Source organism: Sulfurisphaera tokodaii str. 7 (assembly GCF_000011205.1).
Taxonomy (GTDB): Archaea; Thermoproteota; Thermoprotei_A; order Sulfolobales; family Sulfolobaceae; genus Sulfurisphaera; species Sulfurisphaera tokodaii.
In genome coordinates, this window is the sequence record NC_003106.2 from 593,568 (window position 1) to 614,552 (window position 20,985).

Below are 20,985 nucleotides of genomic sequence, written 5' to 3' on the forward strand. Positions count from 1 at the left end.
TACGGTGAAGTGGGTAAATATGCATATTATTGAAGTTGAAGATCTTTGGAAGATTTATAAGAATGGCATTGAAGCTTTACGCGGTATTTCCTTCACCGTAGATGAGGGAGAAATTTTCTCATTTCTAGGTCCTAACGGAGCTGGGAAAACTACAACGATAAAAATCCTTTCTTGTGTATTAAAACCTTCTAAAGGTAAAGTAGTAGTCAATGGTTTTTCTTCACCTAAAGAATGCGAAAAAATTAGGAAAATTGTAACTACTGTTCCTCAAGAATTTCAAGGTTTTTCTGATCTCACTGTTAGAGAAAACATTGAATATTTTGCAAAGCTTTATGATACAACAGATAAAGTGGATGAAATTATACAGAAATTAAATTTGAAAGAACATGAAAGGAAGAGATTTAAGGAATTATCTGGTGGTTTGAAAAGAAAAGTTGCCATAGCGTGCGGTCTTGTTGGTAATCCAAAAGTAATATTTCTTGATGAGCCTACAGTAGGATTGGATCCCAAATCTAGAAGAAATTTATGGGAATTAATTAAATCATTAAAAGATATGAAAATAACTATTTTTTTAGCAACTCATTACCTAGAAGAGGCAGAACGATTAGCAGATAGAGTTGGTGTACTATATAAGGGTAGGATAGTCAGAATTTCAACACCATCAGAGTTAATGAATGAGTTCAAGAAAGAGAATTTAGAAGAGGCCTATTTGGCATTAATGGAAGAAATGAAAAGTGAGGAAGAATGAAAAAAATTATACCAACAACGATAGCAATAATAAAAGATAATTTAAGAAGTCCTATCACTATTTTCTTTATTCTATTTTTCCCTCTAGTGTTGGCAATAATATTCTCTTTAATATCAATAGTTCCTCAACAACATATAGTAGTTTATGTTAATGGTAAAAATGATAGTGAGATTGCTTCATATTTAAATCAAAGTAAATTATTCATAGGTATTGTGGGTGGTAATCCTCAGCTAGTAAAGCTTAATCAACAAGTTATGTTTTATAATTCGACAAGTAAAAAGGTCTATTACAATCAACTTGAAGCTAATTATGTTCCTGTCCTTGAGACGTATCTATTATCGATTCATCAAAAAGATCTTCTTTCCTCATATGAGCTAATAACAAGAAACACTCCAGAGGCTTATGAAATTTCTGGAGTTATTGGTGTTATATCTCTGTCTAATGGTATTTTAGGTATTACAGGAGTAGGAAGTGGCTATTATAGGGATAAACTTATTGAAAGATTAGCTTCTTCACCACTTAAAGATTATGAATGGGTAATTTCCTTAATGCTATATGAAGTTCTAATTACAATAATGTCTACTATAGTGGTTCTTATATTCGGTATAATTATCGGTTTCCTGCCAATTATTAGCTTGTCATTTATTGGCATTCTTGCTCTATCAACATTAATGTTCTCTGGTCTTGGTGCAATAATTTTCGGTCTATCACCAAAGGACAAGATAGCTATCTCTAATACGGTAGCTACAGTTATAGTTTTTCCATTGATGTTTATTAGTAATGCGTTCTTTTATGTTGATGAATTTCCACAGTTTTTCAGAGCCTTTGTTAGTTATCAGCCTGTATCTTTAGTTAATGATATGGTTAGGGATATTCTTATTTATGATAAATTGCCAAGTCCCACAATCTTCTTTATTATTATCCTTTTAACCGCAGTATTTATAGGAATAGGGAGTAGGCTGTTAAAACTTAGAGAATAGCCCATTTAGGCTTAGTTTTAGTTAGAAACGATATTACTCCTGTCCTAGCGTCTTCTGTTAATACTTGGTCAATTAGTTCTTGGAAAGCTTTTTCTAACTCTTTTTCATGTTCTGTGAATAAAATTTTCCTCATCATGGATAAAGACGAAGGTGCTATTTGCTTAAGCTCTCTAATTAAGTTAGTATTTGTCTCTTCAAAATTATCAGTTATTTCATAAACTAAGCCTATTTGTTTGGCTTCTTCAGCATTTAATTCTCTCCCTAAAAATGCCATTTTTAACACATTGTTCCATCCAAGTCTATATTTTCCTAGTGTAAGCATTACTGGAGGGAATACTCCTATTTTTCCACCAGGAACTGCGAATTTTGAATTTTTTGATGCAACAACAAAATCAGTTGCCAATAGGATTTCCATTGACGCACCATAAGCTATACCTTCGACATTTGCTATTGTAATTTTGGATAAATTAAGCAAAGTTCGAAACATTTCGAACATTGTTGAAAAGAAATTTGTGGCATATTCTCTATTTTCTGAAGCTCTTCTTAGTTCGCCTATGTCTGCTCCTGCACCAAAATTATTTATTCCCCTTATAATCACAAATCTAACTTCTTTATTTGAATCTAACATTCTTAAGGAATCTATAAGATTATGCATAAACTTTATATCCACTAGATTGTATTTTCCTTCTTCATTACTTATTAGTATTTTACCTATATCCGACTCTTTTTGAACAATTACTTTAGTCATTTATTAGTTGATTGCAAAGGTCTCTTATAATCTTTTCTTGCTTTTTATTGGAAAATAAGGAACTAAAAAATAAACAAAATTAAATATTTCGTTTAAATGCTTTTATACATCTTTATTAACTTTATAAAAATACATTTAAGTCAGAAAAAGTAAAAAGTGGTATCTGATTAGGTGAAAGTCATGAGTGCCTCTGATTTTATTAGAGGTTTAGGAAGAGCGATAGTTCTTGGATTATATTTTGGAACAAATTTCGCATTAGCTAAAGTATCCAATTTTGTTAAGGATATTTTCCAGCTTGATAAGGACTGGGTTACGAGAATTACTATGGGTATGATAGTTTTAAGCCTTATATGGGGGATTTTAGGAATTGTTGACGCTTTAATGGTAAGGGTTCAGGAAGCGTCATGGGGATTAGCCCAAACATTACCTTTAACAGTTCAAGAATATGAAGCCTCAATAACGCTTCACGGCATGAGAGATCTGTTTGGATTTGCACAACAGCTCATACTTGCTGTATTTATTTACTTTACATTCAAGATGCTTAATATTCAACCTAGATTAAAATGGATGTTTAATTTGGGCTTTGTACTATTTAACATTTCTTTCATGCTTTTTGAAGGACCAATAGTTATAACTACGCAAACTGGTTTTGACAATTATTTCTCTGCAACTGGTTGGTATTATTTAGCGCCAATAGGTGTTAACGGTTATTCATTATACGTAGTTTCTCCATTATGGTATATTGGCTGGATATTATTAGAAGTTGGAATATATTTAATGACTGGTTGGTATGTTTACCATTTCTATCTAGCTTCAAGGAATTTGAAAGAGAAATTACCAATCTTCTTAGTTTTTGGTCTTGTAGTAGGTATACTTATATTAGAAAGTTATTCTGGCTCATTTATAACTGCTTTATGGGATTTATTGGCTTTCTACCATATAGTAGGATATAATATTATTGCTGATCAAATATCCTTCGTGACTTTATGGCATGGGATTGTTTATATTGTTTGGTTCCCAGCTGTAGCCGCACTATACTTGCTAATACCAATGCTTTCAAATAGACCCCTTTATAGCGACAAATTAGCTAGAGTTTCAGCACTTTTATATTTAATATTTGCAACAGGTCCCCTAGGAATTCATCACTTATATATGGTTGATTTACCAGTTCCAGTAAAGATAGTGACTGAAGTATTAACAGATGGTATTATTGTTCCATCCATGATGACATTCTTTAACTTATGGGCCACAGTAAAAGGTGCAAACATACAATGGAATATACTTGCTGCTCTAACTACTATGTCTTTTGCTGGTTCTATATATGGAGGAGTTATGGGTATTTCTAACTCAGTAATAGCTTATGATGCTATAGTTCATGAAGGAATGTATGTTGTAGCACACTTCCATGCATTCATATTATTCTCAATTGTTCCAGCTGGATTTGCTGCATTATACTTAATGATACCAATGATGACAAAAAGAATGTGGTACTCTGCAAAATTAGCATGGATTCACTTCTGGGGATATACGGTCGGTGTTATTATGGTTGTTCTAGGCTTTTCCTATCTAGGAATTACCGGTTTAATAAGAAAAGAAATGATTTATCCTATTTCATCAACATTTGTTACTGGGCAATTAATTACAACTGTTGGGGCAATTATTGCTGATCTTGCTACTGTTGGTTGGTTAATTAATTTAGTTCTAACAATAGTTAAGGGAAGAGTAGTTGAGAGGGAAGGCTTAAACTTAGGAGAGCTTACAACAAGTATTGCTATGGCTCTGAACGGAAATAACGACATAGTCATTAATGGGATAACAAAAGGTATTGGATTAGTTAGAAGCGAAATTCATAATTTAATAGAAAAAAGACTTATGAAATAATAACTTTTTTTCCTATTTGTTTTAATATTTCTTCATGTTCTGGGAATCTTTTCTCTTGATATCTTGAAAAAATTAGTTCCCCATTTAAATATACATCAAATATTCCATTTTTACCCTGTTCCAAAGTGACTTCTACGTTCTCAAAATAAGCGAGTATATCTCTAGCTAAATTTATAGCTCTATCTAAATATCCGCAAGGTCTACAGTAAACTATCTTTACGGAGTGCATAATAATTTTTCTTTTTCTTTCTTAATATGTCTTTCTTTATAATGTTTTAAAGGTTGTGAAATAAAGGCTTTATAAAATTGTTTTACTTGACTTTTTATAAAATCATGATATAAGGCTATAATTTGTTAAGTATGTGAACTAAAATGAGAATAGTTGTAACATATGACAAGGAATTTAATCTAAAACCTCTCGATGAGGCAGAAATAATTGGGCTAATTGATGAAGAAAAGAAAGAAGTGGAGCAATACGAGAACCCTGGTATTGGGAGTAAAGAAATGACCATGGATGCAATCTTAAGTCTTAATCCAGACGCTATAGTAGTTAGCAAAGGTTTCTTATGCCCCGGTTCTTATATGATGTCTTATGGAAGAATAAAATATATACCAACAGAATTTAAGACATTAAATGATGTGTTGAATCACCTAGAAGAATTAAAAAAGAATATGAAAGAAGAATTAGAAGAAGACATGTATGCTGAAGAACATATGCATCATCGCTTTTACTGAAGCTCTTCTATCCACTTTTCCCATAATTTACCGTTTTCGTCCATGCCAGATGTAACTTCATAACCCATTTGCATCCATCCTGCCATTCCGCCAATCATGTAATAAACTTTTTTACCTTTCCATAACTCTGGCATACCATATGTTGCATATCTAGCTCTATTTCCATGTTCACAAATTACTGCAACTTCTTTATGTTGTATCTTATGAAGAAGAACATCTAAATAGTCTAATGGTACTAAAAGGGCTCCTGGTATGTGGTGATCCTCGTATTCCATTGGTGTTCTTATATCTAGTAATAAAACTTGGTTTTTCTTCCATAGTTTTCTTACAATTGAAGGAAACGCATCTATTATATGAGGATAAAATGGTGATACATACTGTTCGTTTACTTCCATTTCTAATCTATCTTTAACATTGTTAAAGGAGCTTAAATTTTTTTCTTTTAAAAGAATTTAACTCAATTAGTTTGTTTTCAATAAAAGAAACAATCTATATCTCATTTTGGTATTTCCAAAACTATTATTGACTTTGTAAAAACTATATTTAGTAAAAATTGTACATATAAAATAAAATTTTATGAAAATGCATTTAGCGAAATATTTAAATATTGTATAAGATATGAATATAATAAGGGGTGTATTATATGAGTCAACTCAAAATATATAAAGAACTTGATCTAACAAGCTCTTCATGTGCTGGTCCTATAGGAGAACTTTCTGGTGTACTAGAAGAAATTAAAGAAGGAGAGGCTGTTAAAGTAATTTTAGGAGATGAAGCCACTAAAAAAGACATAGAAGCTTTTGTAAAGAAGAAGGGATATAAGATAGTCCAATCCACGCAAGATGGAAAGAATTTTGTACTCCTAATTACTAGGTGAGAGGAAATGAAGAGAGTTATAATTGCTGGAGGAAATATAGCTGGTACAATTGTTGCAAATAGATTAGCTAAAAAGCTAGATGAAGAGTTAGATAAAGGCGAAGTAGAAATAGTAGTTCTCAATAACACCGATGAACATGTTTACTTACCCGGTCAGTTGTTAGTTGCTTATGGTTTAGAGAACCCAATAGAACTGAAAAGAAAAGAAAGCGAATTGTTAGATCCTAGGATTAAATTCCTTCATGGACAGAAGGGTACTATAACAAAAATAGATGTTGCAAATCACTCAGTTATAACAGCTGACGGTTTGTCTCATTCGTATGATTATTTAGTTATAACTACTGGTGTCGAATACACTTGGGATGAGGTCCCTGGTTATAGATCTGCAGCATTATCTCCATATGAGTTTGACGGAGCATTAAAGATGAGAGAAGCATTAGAAAAATTCCAAGGAGGTACTGTTGTAGTTAATGTAGCTAAGTTGCCTCATAGATGTCCAGTTGCACCATTAGAAATGACGTTAATACTTGATGATTATTTAAGAAAGAGGGGAATTAGGGATAAGACAAAAATAATATACACTTATCCGACTCAAGGAGTATTTGGTAGACCTATAACAAACAAGTTTATGTTAAAATTATTTGAGGAAAGGGGCATAGAAGTTCATTCGCCATTTAATGTTACTAAAGTAGATCCTAATGAGAAAATTATTGAATCACAAGAAGGTGGTAAAATTAAGTTCGACCTATTATTAGGTGTACCTCCAAACATGGGTGCTAAAGTTATTGAAGACTCCGGAATTGGTGACAGAAGAAGATGGGTACCAACTGATAAATTCACGCTAAGAATGAAAGATCAAAGCAATGTATATGTAATGGGTGATGCAACAGATTTACCAGTGTCAAAGGCGGGATCTACAGCTGATTTTGAATCTTATATTGTTGCTCATAACATAGCTAATGATATTAAAGGAAACATGGGTGTAAAGCACTATGGAGGAGATGTATTATGTTATATAGCTACTGGTACAGATACAGCAACATACATTAGATTTAGTTATACAATGAACGAGAATCCACCACCACCTTCATATGTACATTGGTGGGGTAAAATAGGGTATAATAAATTATACTGGACTGTAACGGCTAAAGCTGTGGTGTGAAATGGCCAAAGTAGGGATTGTTTTAGGTACTAATGAACTTTCAAAAGTCCTATATGCTGGAATGTGGGCTGTAATATCAACATCAATGGGAGACGAAGTAATAGTTTTTGCTACCATGGATGGTGTTAAAGCTTTCCTTAAGGAAAACCCAGATTTTAAAGTTACTGATGAGGCCTCAAAAAAAGTAAAAGAGAGCAAAGAGGATGTTCTGTCTTACTATAGAAAAGCTAAGAAAACTGGGAAACTTAAAATCTATGCATGCTCTTATGCATCTAAACTTTTCGGTTTAGAGAAAGGTAATTATGATGATGTAGTTGATGATATTGTAGGAATTACAAGTTTTCAAATGGATTTAGAAGGAGGTCAATTGCTTTCAATTTGGTGATTAAATGCAAGAGCTTAATTTAGAGAAACTAGTAGAGAAGCTTGATAATAAAAAGATAGAAGAATTAACGGAAATCCTAGATCAACTTCCGACATTAAATGAGACACTAAAAACTGTATCACAACTTAAAGAGTCTGGTGCATTAGATGCATTAGTTAATCTTTCATATTCAGCTAAAGTTGTAAGGGATATGCTAACTGATGATGCTATTGAAAATGTAGCAGATATGTTAGGAGGACTAATGGAATTATCTGAAATTATATCAGAAAATGGCAATAAATTTGCTGAATTTGTGAAGCATCTAGACTTAATGGACGAGTTACTTCATACTCTTCATCAACTTAAAGAGACCGGTGCATTAAATGCTGCAATTGACGCATTATATGGACTAAAGACTTTGCGTGATATGTTGAATGATGAGGCAATAAGTAATTTATCTGATTCTCTTTCTGGCATTTTAGAGTTTTCATCAGTATTCTTACAAAATTATGATAAAATTAGCGAAACTATAAGACATATAGGAGTCGTGAATGATCTTATACTAAAGGTTAAAGAATTAAACGATTCAGGGGCACTGAATGCGTTAACTGATTCAGCTTATATGTTAAAGACTTTGCGTGATATGTTGAATGATGAGGCGATAAGTAACCTAGCTACTTCAATATCCGGCTTACTTGAATTATCTTCCGCTGTGTATGAAAACTATGATCATGTTATGAAAGTAATTAAAAATATGGATGTGGCTAGTGAAATTTTAGATAAAATGAAAGAATTAAAGTCTAGTGGTGCTTTAGATGCAGTATTTGATGCAACATATTTTCTAAAGACTTTGAAAGATATGTTAAATGATGAAGCTGTAGCAAATATAACAACAACATTATCACTTACGCTAGATTTCTTACCTAGAGGTATAGAATTTCTCAATCATGCGATGAATCCAGTATTTTATAACATGGTGTCTTCGCTAACGTCTCCAGAAGCTCAGAAACTTCTATCAAATCCCCCAAAGATTACTTTAGGGGGATTAGTTGCAGCATTTAGGGATGAAGATATTCAACGTGGCTTTGGTATTTTCTTAACAATTTTAAAAATTTTGGGGAAAAACTACAAAATAAATTTATCGTAGAAAAGTTTTAAAGTGATCTTTTTTATATCTTTTTTTGGTGCATTCAAATATGGATATATTTACGAAATTTAAAGAGAATTTAGAAGTTTACAAAAGTATGGGTTTAAATCCTTTGTCTCTTGCAACTGGTTGTGCTGTCAAAGTTGATTTGATAGATACTGTATACCCAGCATTAGAGAAAATAAAGAAAATTCTTGAGGAAAGAAATATTACTATATTACCTAGAGAAGATGCTGATATCTTTGTCAGTAGAGAGAAAATGGAAATGAAAAGGCTAATTAATGGTGGAGAATTTGATGCAGACAGAGCTATAACTCTTATTCAAGTTAATCAGGAGACTGCTGGTAACCCAGACGCATTTTCAGAGTTTCTAGTTAGGGTTTATACTTCGATTAAAACTAGTAGGAAATTAACTATAGGAAAAGGTCATTCAATTGTCACTACAAAGAAAGATGGAGAGGTTGCAGTCTTAGATTTATTTAGATTAGAGGGAAGAGAAGAAAAATCTTATACAGTTGCAAACAATGATACTATACAAATAGTCGACCCACTAGATAATCCTGGTTCTCAAGTTCAAGTTGACGTTGCTATATCTAACTCTCTTAATGATTTATTTACAAAAGGAGTCTTTCAAGAGTTAACCGTCGTGCCTGTCGTAGACGCACCAAACAGTGAATTAAAAAAGAAGTTACTATCTAACTATGAAAATTACGTTAAGAAATATAATATGAACTTGAGAAATGATATTCAGCCATCTGTTGGAACTTTAATGATGGGTGCTACAGTAGTAGGTAAGAGTGATCATGAACTTCCAACTTTTTATGATAAAGTTAATGAGAACATGGTAATTATAACCACTAGGTTCTTCGGTGAATTGACACCGATAAATGTTCACCTATGGTCGTTGGCTGTACCAGAACTTATTGAAATGATGGAGAGTAGAGGAATATCTTTCTCTAGAATAGAGAAAGTTAAAAGTGAAGCATTAGAAATAATGAGAAGGCCAAATATCCACGTCGCTAAGGTTATTTACTCTTATTTACCAGAATTCGGTAAGTCTTTTGATGAGAAATCGCATATAGCTATGACAACTGATGTTACTGGTCCCGGAATATTTGTTATAAAGGAATTTGCTGAAAAGGCTAAGGTTGATGTTGAATTAAATGATATTCCGGTTATCGATAGAGATATATGTGAATTTGCAACAGAGAATTTCATAATACCGAATTCTACTATAGGAACTAATGGTGCTATTGTAATGTTTGCAGATAAGAGAATTGCTGATGATATAATGGAGGATCTGATTAAGGTTGGTGAAAAGCCAGAAATTGTAGGTTATGTTAAGGGTAAAGGTAATGGTACAGTATATGCACCTAAAGACGTAATGAAATTAATAAGAAGGGACAATGTATTGAAGCAATTTAAAATAAAAGAGTAGAATGTTTGATAACAAACTTTATTTTTTATTTTTACTACCTCCTTATTATGCGTGTTGGCTTAGCTGGTTTAGGTGTTATGGGGTATAGGATAGGTGCAAACTTAGTAAAGGCTGGTAAACTAGATGTAGTATATAACAGAACTGTTAGTAGGGCGGAACAGTTTAGTAAGGAATATGGTGTTAAATACGTAACTGACCCTAAAGAGTTAATTAAATCTGTAGATTTGTTAATAACAATGTTAGCTGACGATAGTGCAGTTTCTTCATTCCTATTGCCTTTATCCCCTTATGCTAAAGATAAAATAATTGTTGACATGTCTACAATATCTCCTTCAACTTCAATTAGTATTGCTAATGAAATAATGAAGAATGGTGGTATGATGTATGATGCCCCAGTAATTGGTACTTCAATATTTGCAGAACAGAAGAAATTGACTGTATTACTAGGCGGGCCAGAATCTCATGTAAATACTGTTACGGAAATTTTGAAGGAAACAGCTTCCACGATAATTTACATGGGTAAGAATGGGATGGGTCTTTATGCAAAGTTAGTTAATAATCTTATGGTTGGTGTATATGTAGCAGCTTTAGCTGAGGCTTATAATTTTGGAATTTCTGCTGGATTGAAACCAGAGGATGTTCATAAAGTTTTAGCATTATATGGTAGTGCTAAATCTCCAACCTCAGAGTTAAAAGTTCCAAAGATGATGAACTCAGATTATTCAACTCAATTTGCAACTAAACATATGAGAAAAGACTTAGAAATTATAACCAAGGAAACGCAGAATTTGCACGTTGTTAATCCGTTATCATCTTTAGCACTTCAGCTTTATCGTTTTGCTGAAGCTTTAGGATATTCAGAATCTGATTATGCAGCTGTTCTTGAGGTATACAAGAAGGCTAACTTAGTTAAAGTTAAGTAAGGGCTAGGATATCTTCTTTTCCATTAATTTTCTTTCTACCTCTAAATCCTTCTTCTGCGTAATGCCAGAATTCAATGTCTTTTTCATCAATTTTCCAGCAAAGGTACGCTGGCCTATTATTAATTACTGCAGGGAAGTCTACTAATCCCATATCTGGATCTCTAATAATAATCCCTTTTTGTGTTATTTCTTTTACAATTCTGTCAATCTGAATAGTATACTGAATTAGTGCTTCTTTATCTCCTTTCATTAATGCCTCTTCAGTAAGATATTTAATTTTTTTCATTTCTGAAAGTTTATTTCTAAGCCATGGTAGTAATTGTCTAGCTGTATTTAGATCAAAGTATGGATATTCTGTCACGTAATATAATATGTCATCATAAGTTAAAAACTTAGAATAGACAAATGTCTATTACATTATATGGCTAAGGTTAAAATAATACGGGGATAAGTACTATGTTGATCAGAAATGATATACAGAGAAATAGATTTAGATGAATATTTAACCTTGATGGCACTAGGATTTTATTAATGAGACTATCAGAGCAATACATAAAAAATGCTTTATCCTTAAGCTTAGAGATGCTTAATAAGAATGATGGAACTATTGCCGCTAGGGTATGGGAAAACGTTATAAAGGCTATAGTAGCTTTTGCACAAGAGAAGAGTGGAAAAGATGTTTTAGCTTATGCTTTAGCTTTTGCCTCTTTTCAGTCCGAGTTTAGAGCTGGAGATTATATACCCATAATAAAGGAAACATTAAGGGTAGCTGAAAAAATTGGAATAGAAGATAAAGAGACAAAAGAGTTATACGATAAGGTTAAAGGTCAGTTAAGTCAAAGGTCTTCATAAGATCCGTGGGTTCTGACCTCATCACCAATTTTTCTCGTTAGATACTATAATTATTTTACTTTTTGTTTCATTTATCCATTTTTTCACTAATTCTTTTTCTTCCTCATCTAAATGCGCTTCAGGATCTTCTATCATTAACAATTCTTTTTCCGTACCTCTAGTTAAAAAGAGTTTTAGTGATAAAAGGCTTAACACGTCTGATGTAGCGTTATAGAGTATGTTATCGTCAACATATACATAATTATTTTCTTGATTAACCCATATTTTATGATTATTTATTTCGTCGGTAAAACCTTGAGGCAAAAGCATTGAGTTAATAAATTCTGCAGCAATTCCAAAGGCTTTCGGAATTCCTGGTGCTCCCTCATATTGATACACAAGGAATTTAGAGAAGGCGTAGAGCAAGCCAGCTCTAGAAGAAGGAATTATATACGGTTTTATTCTTTCTAATTTAGAAAAATAGAATGAGTCAACTTGAAAATTACCTTGTATACCTTGAGATATGTTTATAGGTTTTTCTTTTAGAATAACTTTTACAGAAATATTGAGGTTATCAATCTTACCAGAAATGTTAATACTTGGTTGATCTATCTCAAAATCACCCTTAAAAAATGTTGATGAAATTTCTAAATCAGACTTTAAAAGCTGAAGAAAATATTTCTCAAAATTCTGCCTCCAGCTCTCTATGGGATCTCCTTTTAGATATCCATATAGTCTAGGTATATTATAGATACTTTTCATTAAATAATATAGTAATCTTACTGTATAATATTTATTTTCTCCCTTTTCTGATATTATAATTTTCTTTGCATTTGTAATATCTAATACTTTTTCACTCTGATTGACGTTTATTTTTATTATCATCACTAAAGGGTAGATTTATAGGTATATATTTTTCATATTGAATATGGTCTCTATAGATAAATACGAAATCTTCCTTGATTTTGATTTTAAGAATTTGATATATAAGGGATATGAGAAGATATATTTAAGCACTGATAATGAAGTAGTTCTAGATAGCGTGGGACTAAATATAGTTTCTGTTAAGACTGAGGGGAAGAGTGTTCCATTCAAAATTTCTGACAGTCAAATATTCATTCAAACTGGAAAATTTGATGGAGTTTTAGAAATAGAATTCGAAGGAAAAGTAAAAGAAAGAGGCTTAGTTGGTATTTATAAAGCTCCTTATGATCACAGTTATATAATTACAACCCAATTTGAATCTGTTCATGCTAGGGAATTTATACCTTGTATAGACCATCCAGCATTCAAAGCTAGATTTAAATTAAGTGTTAAGGTGGACAAGGATTTAGATGTAATATCTAATATGCCTATAGAGGATGTAAGGGAGGAAGGTGATAAAAAAATTGTGACTTTTCAAGAGACTCCGAGAATGTCAACATATTTGCTATATTTGGGTATTGGTAAATTCGAAGAAATTAAGGATAAACTTGGAGAAGTTGATATTATAGTTGCTACAGTTCCGGGAAGAATAAGTAAAGGTAAATTCGCTCTAGATGTTGCAAAGAAAGTAATTGAGTATTATGAAGATTACTTTGGTATAAAATATCAGTTACCCAAAGAGCATCTAATAGCTATCCCAGAATTCGCTTTTGGAGCAATGGAGAATTGGGGAGCAATAACCTTTAGAGAGACCGCTCTGCTTGCAGATGAATCTTCTTCAGTGCAGCAGAAAATGAGGGTAGCTTCTGTTGTTGCTCACGAATTAGCCCACCAATGGTTTGGAGATTTAGTAACAATGAAATGGTGGGATGACTTATGGTTAAATGAGAGTTTTGCGACCTTTATGAGTCATAAAGCTATTGCTGAATTATATAAGGAATGGGATTTCTGGGGTACTTTTATAAATAGTGAAACTTCTGGAGCTCTATTTAGAGATTCCTTAACTACAACCCATCCAATAGAAGCTCATGTGACTTCTCCAGAAGAAATTGAACAATTATTTGATGATATAAGTTATGGTAAGGGAGCTAGCATTTTAAGGATGATTGAAGCTTATTTAGGAGATGAAGATTTTAGAAAAGGTATTCAAATTTATCTAAATACTTACAAATATAGTAATGCTACTGGAAGTGATTTTTGGAATAGTTTAGAGAAAGGTTCTGGAAAACCAGTAAGTGAAATAGTAAAGGATTGGATAACTAAGGATGGTTATCCTGTAGTTTATGTATCCGTTAATGGTAGTAAGATAAACTTAGAGCAAGAGAGGTTTTATTTAAAAGGAAATGGAAAGAATGCAGTCTATAAGGTTCCTTTAACACTTGAGGTAAATGGAAGAAAAATAACGTATTTACTTGAAAAGGAGAAGGATAGTATTGATATTGGAAGTGATATAAAGAGTATAAAAGTAAACATAGATAGAACTGGATTCTATAGAGTGTATTATAACGATTTATCCCTAGTTTTCAACTCAAAACTTTCTCATTTAGATAAATGGGGACTATTTAACGACTACTTTAACTTCTTCTTAGCTGGTAGAGTAAATTACACAACTTATGAGAGTATAGCAAAACAATTTATGAAAGACGACAATTATTTAGTAGTGGATGAACTTGTTAGTGAGTTATACTATCTCTGGAGAGTTAATAGAGATAAGTATAAATTATTATATGAGGTATTACCATATCAAGTAAAGCGATTTTCGAAGAGAAAGGATGAATTATCAAGAAGGACCTACAGTTATTTATTAAGTACTTTTGCATTTGTTGATGAGAAGTTTGCTAGTGGACTCGCTGTAGCGTTTGAGAAATACGATACCTTAGATCCTAATGTAAAGGAAGCTGTTGCAATTGCATATGCCGTAACTTATGGTGAAGATGCTTATGATGAGCTTCTTAATAAGTATAGAAGTGAAAAGTTTGATGAAGAGAAAACTAGATTATTATATGGTCTCTTAAGTTTCAGAGAACCCTATTTAGTTGTTAATACGATGAGTTTAGCATTAACTGGTGAAATTAAGAGACAAGATGTAGCTAGGATATTACCTTATGCAAGTTATAATCCATATTCTCGTTTAGCACTGTGGAAGTGGCTTAAGACTCATATGGAGTTCTTGAGAAGTATATATGCCGGTACAGCAATATTAGGTAGAACCTTAAGGAGCGTAATACCCTTCTTAGGACTTAATAACGCTGAAGTTGTTGAGTACTTCACTACTAATAGATTCCCAGAAATGGAAGTGGAGATAAAGAGTGGTTTAGAGATTTTAGATTCACTGAGAAGAATTATCTAACTTTTTAAAAATCTCTTTTATCTTTTCCTCATTTAGTTCTTCGAAAAAAGTAAGCTCCTGCAGGTTTTCTTTACTACATAATCTCAAAGGTGTAACTATACCTTTTCCATCTACGATTACTACAGTAAACCCAACCTTTTTATTTACTTTTACAACTAAATTCTTTAGGATTTCCTGCCTTATTCCTTCTATCTCTGTTTCTCTTTGGCTAATCATAGTTTTAAGAACAGCAATTTGATTATCGAATTTATGAACTAACCTATTAAAATAATAAATAAGAATCCCGCTAATTATGACACCAGGTAATATGGGAATCCAAAATAATTTGAAAAATAATAATAAACCCGTTATAACAGAGACACCAATAATTGTTACTGGTAAAATTGTCTGTAAAATTTTTAATTCTCTTTCTTTTTTGAGATTATAATTCATTTCTTTTTGATAATGTTGTATTTCATCCATGCCGTAAGAAGACTTCTTACTTTCTAACCAATCTGCCCAATTAGTATCCCTTGTGATGACATTAACCCTTATACCTTTAGAAGCTTTTAGAAGAAGTATTTCAGCTATCTCATCACTTAATTCTTTAGTCATAACTGTAACGACCCTCTCAGCGGAAGCTAACATATCTTTAATCTTATTAAACAAATCTAAAGATTCTATTAATTGCATAATATCACCTATAATATTGCTATTCCCGGTTTATATGGTAATGCCAAATCCTTTTTACCAAGAATATTTGGTGCTTTTTCATCAGTAGAAGAATACACTATCATTTCTCTCAAATCCAATTTATTCATTAAGAAATTAATATTTTGTACTATAACCTCTTCTTCATCAATATCAGTTGTTACTATTAGATCTCTTATAGTACTAGGAAGAACATTAGCTAGCTCATATATTCTCCTTGCTGTTTTATCGTCGACATTATTTTCTATCATAAAGTCTCTCAATGATTTTCTATCTTTTATTGCAATTATTGCCTTTTTCAGCAATTCTCTTAAATTATTATCGTCATTAACATAAATTACGACTTTCTCTGCTTCTTTCCCTAATTCAGATGATAATCTATTTACATCCTCAATTATACTTCTTAAATACTCAACTTTCAGTAATGACTTCTCATTATACTCTACTTCATTTATGCTAGGAAATTTCTCTTTGACTACGAAAGTGTTACTCATTTTATGCCACAATTCCTCTGCAAGATGAGGAGTTATAGGAGCCATTAATCTTAACCAAATCGAAATTACTTTTTTAATAATATCCTTGTTTATCTTAGCGTTTGTAAGTTCTATATAATCTTTAATTGTTTCGTATATTGTGTAATAGACAGTCATGTATACTGTTCTTAAGTCTAGGTTCTCGTAAGCTTTGTCTACATCTTCAATATATCTCCTAAATATTGAAAGTAACCATACATCTGGGTCTCTTCTTTCATTAACTCCTTCAATTTCAAGCAGTTTAGAAATAAGATCATGGATTTTTTTCAACTGTTCTGCAATACTTTTTGCAATATTTGAGTTAAACTCAATATCATCCGAGATAGAAGAGGTAGAAGTAAGTGCTATTCTAACAGTTTCTACACCATATTCGTCAATAGCCCTATTTAATGGGTAAATGTTTCCGAAACTTTTGCTCATTTTCTTTCCTCCAACTCTAATGAATCCATTAGTAACAATTTGTCTAGGTAAAAATTTCTCGCCAAATATAGCAAAATGATGAAATAGATAGTATGGTAAATGATTTTGTATTAAATCTCTTCCGCTATGCCTCGAATCTACTGGATACCAATACTTAAATTCGCTCTTGATTTCTTCTAACTGTTCTTTAGGAATTCCTAATTCTTTAGATATCTCATCAGCTGTGCCTCTATCAAGTAGAATATAGTCCCAGAACTTGTCACTAAGTAGTGAGATAGGGTATTTGAGTTTATGAACAATTGTATAAAATGCGGTGTAAATTGTTGAGTCACTAAGACTATCAATTATTTCTTTTTCATCCCAAGGTAATCTAACTCCTAAACCTCTAGATCTTGTAAATGCTCTAGGTTGAAGATTAAAGATTATCTTTTCCATTTCTTTCTTTGAATCAGTAGGAATAAAATTGATTTTATCCAAGGATTTGAGAACAGAAGTCTTCCAAATCGGATTAGAGTAATCTATAAACCACTGACCTTTAATAACTTTAACCACAATCTCTGCTCCACATCTGCAATATACTGGTCCATTACTAATTTCATAGATAGTGATTCTTGAATTTAACATATCCAGTAATTCTCTAGTCTTTTCTCTTGCGTCTTTAACGAGCTTTCCAGCAATTTTATCCTTTACGAACTCTTTCATAAAATTTGGGACTAGATCAACTAGATCTTCTCTCATTATCCCCTTATGATACTCGATTCTATAGATCGTGTCAATATAATCTTTTAACTCAGCTGGATTTCTTGTCTGAGCTAATCCTACTGCTTCTACTCCAGGTAATTCTCCTAATTCATCGGTCTTAATAACGGGTATTAACTCAAATTCCTCTTTAAGTTCTGTCAAAGCAATATAGTGTAAGGGTTCATGTGAAGGTACTGCCATAACAACTCCAGTGCCTATGCTGGGGTCTACAAACTTGCTAGGCAATACTTTTATCTCCTTTTCTGTTACTGGGTTTTTAGCTATCATTCCTACAAGATCTTTTCCTTTCTTCTCTCCTTCCTCTCTGAAGCTTATCTGATATTTTAACTTATCATAAGCTTGTCTTGATATGATCACTTTCCTATTAAGACTATCTGTGGCAATAACGTAATCTGCTTCAGGGTTGACAAGAAGTGCCACTGCACCAAATATAGTTTCTGGTCTTGGAGTAGCTGCTATAAAAAAGTAATCCCCAGAAGGAAAGTAAATTCCGTCTAAGTCTGTTATTTCTGGTTCTACATCTCCTTTTGTATCATGCATACCAACTGGGAACTCATCCCTTGGACAGTAAGCTACTGGTGAATCTTCCCTCTTTATATATCCTAATTCCATTAATTTCCTATACTGCCACTGCACAAATTTCTCAAAAATTGGGTCAACTGTAGTAAATTCTCTTCTCCAATCTATACCCAATCCTAATTTTTTAGCAGTATTCTTCATATTATTTTTGAAATACTCTGCAAGATATGTCGGGTCTGAAAATTTTTCAATTTCCTCTTTAGGTATTTGATAAATATTTACAAAAGTTGATATTATTTCTTCGTCTCCTCTCTTAACAGATTCAGAAATTGAAAGAATTGGTGTCCCAGTAAATTGGAATGCAAAAGGGAAAAGGACGTTATAACCTTTCATTCGTAAGTACCTTGCATAAATATCTGCAGTTATGTAAGTTCTTCCATGACCAATATGTAAGGGGCTGTTTGTATAAGGAAAGGCAACTGTAATGAATTTCTTAGGTTTGTCTGTCTCGGGATTAGCCTCATATACTTTGCTATTTTCCCATTCTTTTTGCCATTTAAAAGCAATCTCATTAAAGAAATTTGCGAGACTCATACATAACTCTAATAAAAACAGATATATTAAGGTATAACCTCGGTAGAATCCTCTGTGGGATCATAGTATAAATCGCTCAACTTAATAACACCTTGTTTTACAAGCTCTGTAATTTCTGGTACTAAAGATAAAACACTCTTTAGATATTCCTTAGTAACTTCATCAACAATCTTAAATCCCTCTTCTCCCCAATATTTCTCTTTAATAGTGTATAGGCATCTTCCTCCACAATAATCTTTGTATTCGCAGCTTCTACATTCCTCGGGTAAAGGTTCATCAAGAAGCCTAAATGAATCTAAAGTACCTAATTCAGCCCACTTTTCCCTAACCGCTATAGGGCATGAAAGTACTCTACCATCAGTAGATATTGATATACTATCATACCCTGCACCACAAGCTACTCCTCTATATTTCTTGAAAAAATGAGCGCTTAAAACACCTAATATTGGTACAATCTTAACAACCCTTCCTTTCCTCAATTCTGAAATAAAATAGTCGATAAGTTTTTTCAGTCCAGGCAAATAGGACTTATAAGCCCATTCTTCGAAATTCCATCTCTCACTCCATATTACATTTAATTGCCAATGTATTTTATCAAATACTCCAAGAGAAATTAAATGCATAACCTCTTCATAAATATCTGAGTCTTCAGTTACAGCCATTCTTGCTATAGTTTCAACTCCTAATTCTTTTAAGTACTTAGCATGCTTTACAACAACCTTGTAAACTCCCTTACCTCTGTGTTTGTCAGTTATTTCTTCTCTACCATCGATTGAGAGAAGTGCTACATTCATCTTTTTCCAGTATCTTTCTGGTAATAGTTTTACAGCAACACCATTAGTTTGTATGCCCCACCTCTTAGCCTTTATATTATCCATCACTTGCATTATAAATTTAGGATTCATTAATGGTTCTCCACCGTAGAAAATTACAGTAGCATTTTGGTCTTTTTCAATTGCATTTTTGAGTTTCTGAATATCATACTTTACACCCCAGGGAACTATATGGCTGGGGAAAGAACCTCCGCAATAATCACATGTTAAATTACACTTTCCAGTTGTTAGTACTAACCACAACATCTAGATCACTCTGAGAAATTCTTTCATCCACGACATAGCTTTATAATAATCGTCAACGTATATATTCTCATTAAATGAGTGAATATTAGAACCATAATAATCAACTCCTATACCATCTGCTATTTGGTTTAATTTCAAATACCTAGCTATCATTTCCATTGGTCCGGTACCTGGACTATTTGGCAAAACAATCGGATCTTGGCCATAGACATTCTTTGCTGACACAATTAATGCTCTCGCTATTTCACTGTTAATTGAAGTTCTGTATGGTCTTACTTTCCCATGTACTATGAGTTCTACGTTATATGGCGATATATATTCTTCTAAGTATCTCAGTATTTCATCTGGGTCTTGGTCAGGCACAAGTCTAAAGTCAATTTTTACGAAAGAATATGATGAGATAACAGTTTTAGAGCCTTCTCCAGTATAACCGGCATAAATTCCGTCTATATTACACGTTGGATTAGATACTAATTTTATCATAGCATCCATGTCCTTTATATTTTGTCCTATTGCGTCTTCTAGGTATTTCTTGTCGATATTTAAATATTTTTTCTCTTCTTCACTTAACCATTTGACTTTATCATAGAAGTGCGGAACTAATACTTTGCCATCTTCAGTTCTTAAAGATCTTAATAAGTAAACTAAATCCCAAGCCGGATTTTGGGCAATAGGAGCATACATAGAATGAAGATCTTTACTTGTTCTTTTTCTTAATTCTACATAAAGTAATCCCTTTACTCCTAAGACTATCTGTGGAGCATTATTAGGAGCTTTACCGGATCCTTCCCAAAGAACATAATCTGCTTTTAATTTTTCAGAGTAATCTTTAAGGAATTCTTCCATGTTAGGACTTCCTATTTCTTCTTCACCCTCATATAGAAACTTTATATTTACATGTAATTTTCCCTCTTTCATCAACTCTATAATGGCCTGTAACCTAGCCATTAATGTACCTTTATCATCGCCTACACCTCTAGCGAAAATTTTCCCTTCCTTTATTGTTGGTGTAAATGGGTCCGTATTCCATTTATCTAATGGCTCAACTGGTTGTACATCGTAATGGTTGTAGATTAGTAACGTCTTTTTTGCACCAACATTGATTTCTCCATAAATGTAAGGATTCCTTGCCTTATGTCTTATTAATTCAGCTTCAATCCCATGATTTTTCATATAATCAACAATGAATTTAGCACCTTCTTCACCTTTTCCTTTAGCTGATGTAGTGTCTATTTTGAGGAATTCAAAGAGGTCTTGTAAATAGTCCATAAGGTTTTTAAT

The 20,985-nt window shown here is 32.5% G+C and carries 21 protein-coding genes; 12 read left to right on the forward strand and 9 right to left on the reverse strand.

Annotated features, from left to right (window positions below; all coding sequences use genetic code 11):
* The first annotated feature begins 19 nt into the window (after positions 1 to 19).
* Positions 20 to 748: an ABC transporter ATP-binding protein gene (locus tag STK_RS03435; protein WP_052846901.1), complete on the forward strand. Its 729-nt coding sequence runs from the start codon at positions 20 to 22 to the stop codon at positions 746 to 748.
* Positions 745 to 1,728, forward strand: a complete 984-nt coding sequence (locus tag STK_RS03440) for an ABC transporter permease (RefSeq protein ID WP_010978590.1) — start codon at positions 745 to 747, stop codon at positions 1,726 to 1,728. The genes STK_RS03435 and STK_RS03440 overlap by 4 nt, the downstream gene beginning before the upstream one ends.
* On the opposite strand, the gene STK_RS03445 is transcribed toward STK_RS03440, so the two are convergent.
* Positions 1,718 to 2,476, reverse strand: a complete 759-nt coding sequence (locus STK_RS03445; RefSeq protein ID WP_010978591.1) for an enoyl-CoA hydratase/isomerase family protein — start codon at positions 2,474 to 2,476, stop codon at positions 1,718 to 1,720. The genes STK_RS03440 and STK_RS03445 overlap by 11 nt on opposite strands.
* 180 nt (positions 2,477 to 2,656) lie before the next feature.
* Here STK_RS03445 and STK_RS03450 point away from each other — a divergent pair, with 180 nt between their 5' ends.
* On the forward strand, positions 2,657 to 4,357 hold the full coding sequence (locus STK_RS03450) for a cbb3-type cytochrome c oxidase subunit I (RefSeq protein ID WP_198429733.1): 1,701 nt from the start codon (positions 2,657 to 2,659) through the stop codon (positions 4,355 to 4,357).
* Here STK_RS03450 and STK_RS03455 read toward each other — a convergent pair.
* The gene (locus STK_RS03455; RefSeq protein ID WP_052846377.1) at positions 4,347 to 4,586 is read right to left on the reverse strand and encodes a SelT/SelW/SelH family protein; all 240 of its coding nucleotides are present in this window, start codon (positions 4,584 to 4,586) and stop codon (positions 4,347 to 4,349) included. The genes STK_RS03450 and STK_RS03455 overlap by 11 nt on opposite strands.
* A 143-nt stretch (positions 4,587 to 4,729) precedes the next feature.
* Here STK_RS03455 and STK_RS03460 point away from each other — a divergent pair, with 143 nt between their 5' ends.
* On the forward strand, positions 4,730 to 5,092 hold the full coding sequence (locus STK_RS03460) for a hypothetical protein (protein ID WP_010978593.1): 363 nt from the start codon (positions 4,730 to 4,732) through the stop codon (positions 5,090 to 5,092).
* Here the strand turns inward: STK_RS03460 and STK_RS03465 are convergent.
* On the reverse strand, positions 5,086 to 5,487 hold the full coding sequence (locus STK_RS03465) for a rhodanese-like domain-containing protein (RefSeq protein ID WP_010978594.1): 402 nt from the start codon (positions 5,485 to 5,487) through the stop codon (positions 5,086 to 5,088). The two genes, STK_RS03460 and STK_RS03465, sit on opposite strands and share 7 nt — an antisense overlap.
* A gap of 248 nt (positions 5,488 to 5,735) precedes the next feature.
* On the opposite strand from STK_RS03465, the gene STK_RS03470 reads away from it, so the two are divergent.
* The 6 genes from STK_RS03470 to STK_RS03495 are packed head-to-tail and all read left to right on the forward strand — an operon-like array spanning position 5,736 to position 11,002.
* Positions 5,736 to 5,969: a sulfurtransferase TusA family protein gene (locus tag STK_RS03470; RefSeq protein ID WP_052846902.1), complete on the forward strand. Its 234-nt coding sequence runs from the start codon at positions 5,736 to 5,738 to the stop codon at positions 5,967 to 5,969.
* 6 nt (positions 5,970 to 5,975) lie between these two features.
* Entirely contained in the window at positions 5,976 to 7,130 is a 1,155-nt protein-coding gene (locus STK_RS03475; RefSeq protein ID WP_010978596.1) for an NAD(P)/FAD-dependent oxidoreductase, read from the forward strand.
* A gap of 1 nt (position 7,131) precedes the next feature.
* Positions 7,132 to 7,515: a DsrE family protein gene (locus STK_RS03480; RefSeq protein WP_010978597.1), complete on the forward strand. Its 384-nt coding sequence runs from the start codon at positions 7,132 to 7,134 to the stop codon at positions 7,513 to 7,515.
* 4 nt (positions 7,516 to 7,519) lie between these two features.
* Complete coding sequence (locus STK_RS03485) at positions 7,520 to 8,641, forward strand: DUF1641 domain-containing protein (protein WP_010978598.1); 1,122 nt, start codon at positions 7,520 to 7,522, stop codon at positions 8,639 to 8,641.
* 49 nt (positions 8,642 to 8,690) lie between these two features.
* Positions 8,691 to 10,079 (forward strand): SelD-related putative sulfur metabolism protein, encoded by a 1,389-nt coding sequence (locus tag STK_RS03490; protein ID WP_052846378.1) that lies wholly within the window; start codon positions 8,691 to 8,693, stop codon positions 10,077 to 10,079.
* A gap of 47 nt (positions 10,080 to 10,126) precedes the next feature.
* On the forward strand, positions 10,127 to 11,002 hold the full coding sequence (locus tag STK_RS03495) for an NAD(P)-dependent oxidoreductase (RefSeq protein WP_010978600.1): 876 nt from the start codon (positions 10,127 to 10,129) through the stop codon (positions 11,000 to 11,002).
* Here the strand turns inward: STK_RS03495 and STK_RS03500 are convergent.
* Complete coding sequence (locus STK_RS03500) at positions 10,995 to 11,363, reverse strand: DUF2203 domain-containing protein (protein ID WP_010978601.1); 369 nt, start codon at positions 11,361 to 11,363, stop codon at positions 10,995 to 10,997. The genes STK_RS03495 and STK_RS03500 overlap by 8 nt on opposite strands.
* A 170-nt stretch (positions 11,364 to 11,533) precedes the next feature.
* Here STK_RS03500 and STK_RS03505 point away from each other — a divergent pair, with 170 nt between their 5' ends.
* Complete coding sequence (locus STK_RS03505) at positions 11,534 to 11,854, forward strand: hypothetical protein (protein WP_010978602.1); 321 nt, start codon at positions 11,534 to 11,536, stop codon at positions 11,852 to 11,854.
* A 21-nt stretch (positions 11,855 to 11,875) separates the two neighbouring features.
* Here STK_RS03505 and STK_RS03510 read toward each other — a convergent pair whose 3' ends face one another.
* On the reverse strand, positions 11,876 to 12,718 hold the full coding sequence (locus STK_RS03510; RefSeq protein WP_052846379.1) for a hypothetical protein: 843 nt from the start codon (positions 12,716 to 12,718) through the stop codon (positions 11,876 to 11,878).
* A gap of 43 nt (positions 12,719 to 12,761) precedes the next feature.
* Between STK_RS03510 and STK_RS03515 the strand changes: the two genes are divergently transcribed.
* On the forward strand, positions 12,762 to 15,107 hold the full coding sequence (locus STK_RS03515; protein ID WP_010978604.1) for a M1 family metallopeptidase: 2,346 nt from the start codon (positions 12,762 to 12,764) through the stop codon (positions 15,105 to 15,107).
* On the opposite strand, the gene STK_RS03520 is transcribed toward STK_RS03515, so the two are convergent.
* The 4 genes from STK_RS03520 to STK_RS03535 are packed head-to-tail and all read right to left on the reverse strand — an operon-like array spanning position 15,087 to position 20,973.
* A complete protein-coding gene (locus tag STK_RS03520) occupies positions 15,087 to 15,779 on the reverse strand; it encodes a hypothetical protein (protein WP_010978605.1) in 693 nt (230 codons plus the stop codon). The genes STK_RS03515 and STK_RS03520 overlap by 21 nt on opposite strands.
* 8 nt (positions 15,780 to 15,787) lie before the next feature.
* Positions 15,788 to 18,625 carry a leucine--tRNA ligase gene (gene leuS / locus STK_RS03525; RefSeq protein ID WP_010978606.1) on the reverse strand — a complete coding sequence of 946 codons (2,838 nt, stop codon included), beginning with the start codon at positions 18,623 to 18,625 and terminating at the stop codon, positions 15,788 to 15,790.
* Positions 18,626 to 18,651: 26 nt separating this feature from the next.
* On the reverse strand, positions 18,652 to 19,704 hold the full coding sequence (locus STK_RS03530; RefSeq protein ID WP_010978607.1) for a radical SAM/SPASM domain-containing protein: 1,053 nt from the start codon (positions 19,702 to 19,704) through the stop codon (positions 18,652 to 18,654).
* Positions 19,705 to 20,973, reverse strand: coding sequence for a M20/M25/M40 family metallo-hydrolase (locus STK_RS03535; RefSeq protein ID WP_010978608.1), 1,269 nt, complete (start codon positions 20,971 to 20,973; stop codon positions 19,705 to 19,707).
* Between the last annotated feature and the right edge of the window lie 12 nt (positions 20,974 to 20,985).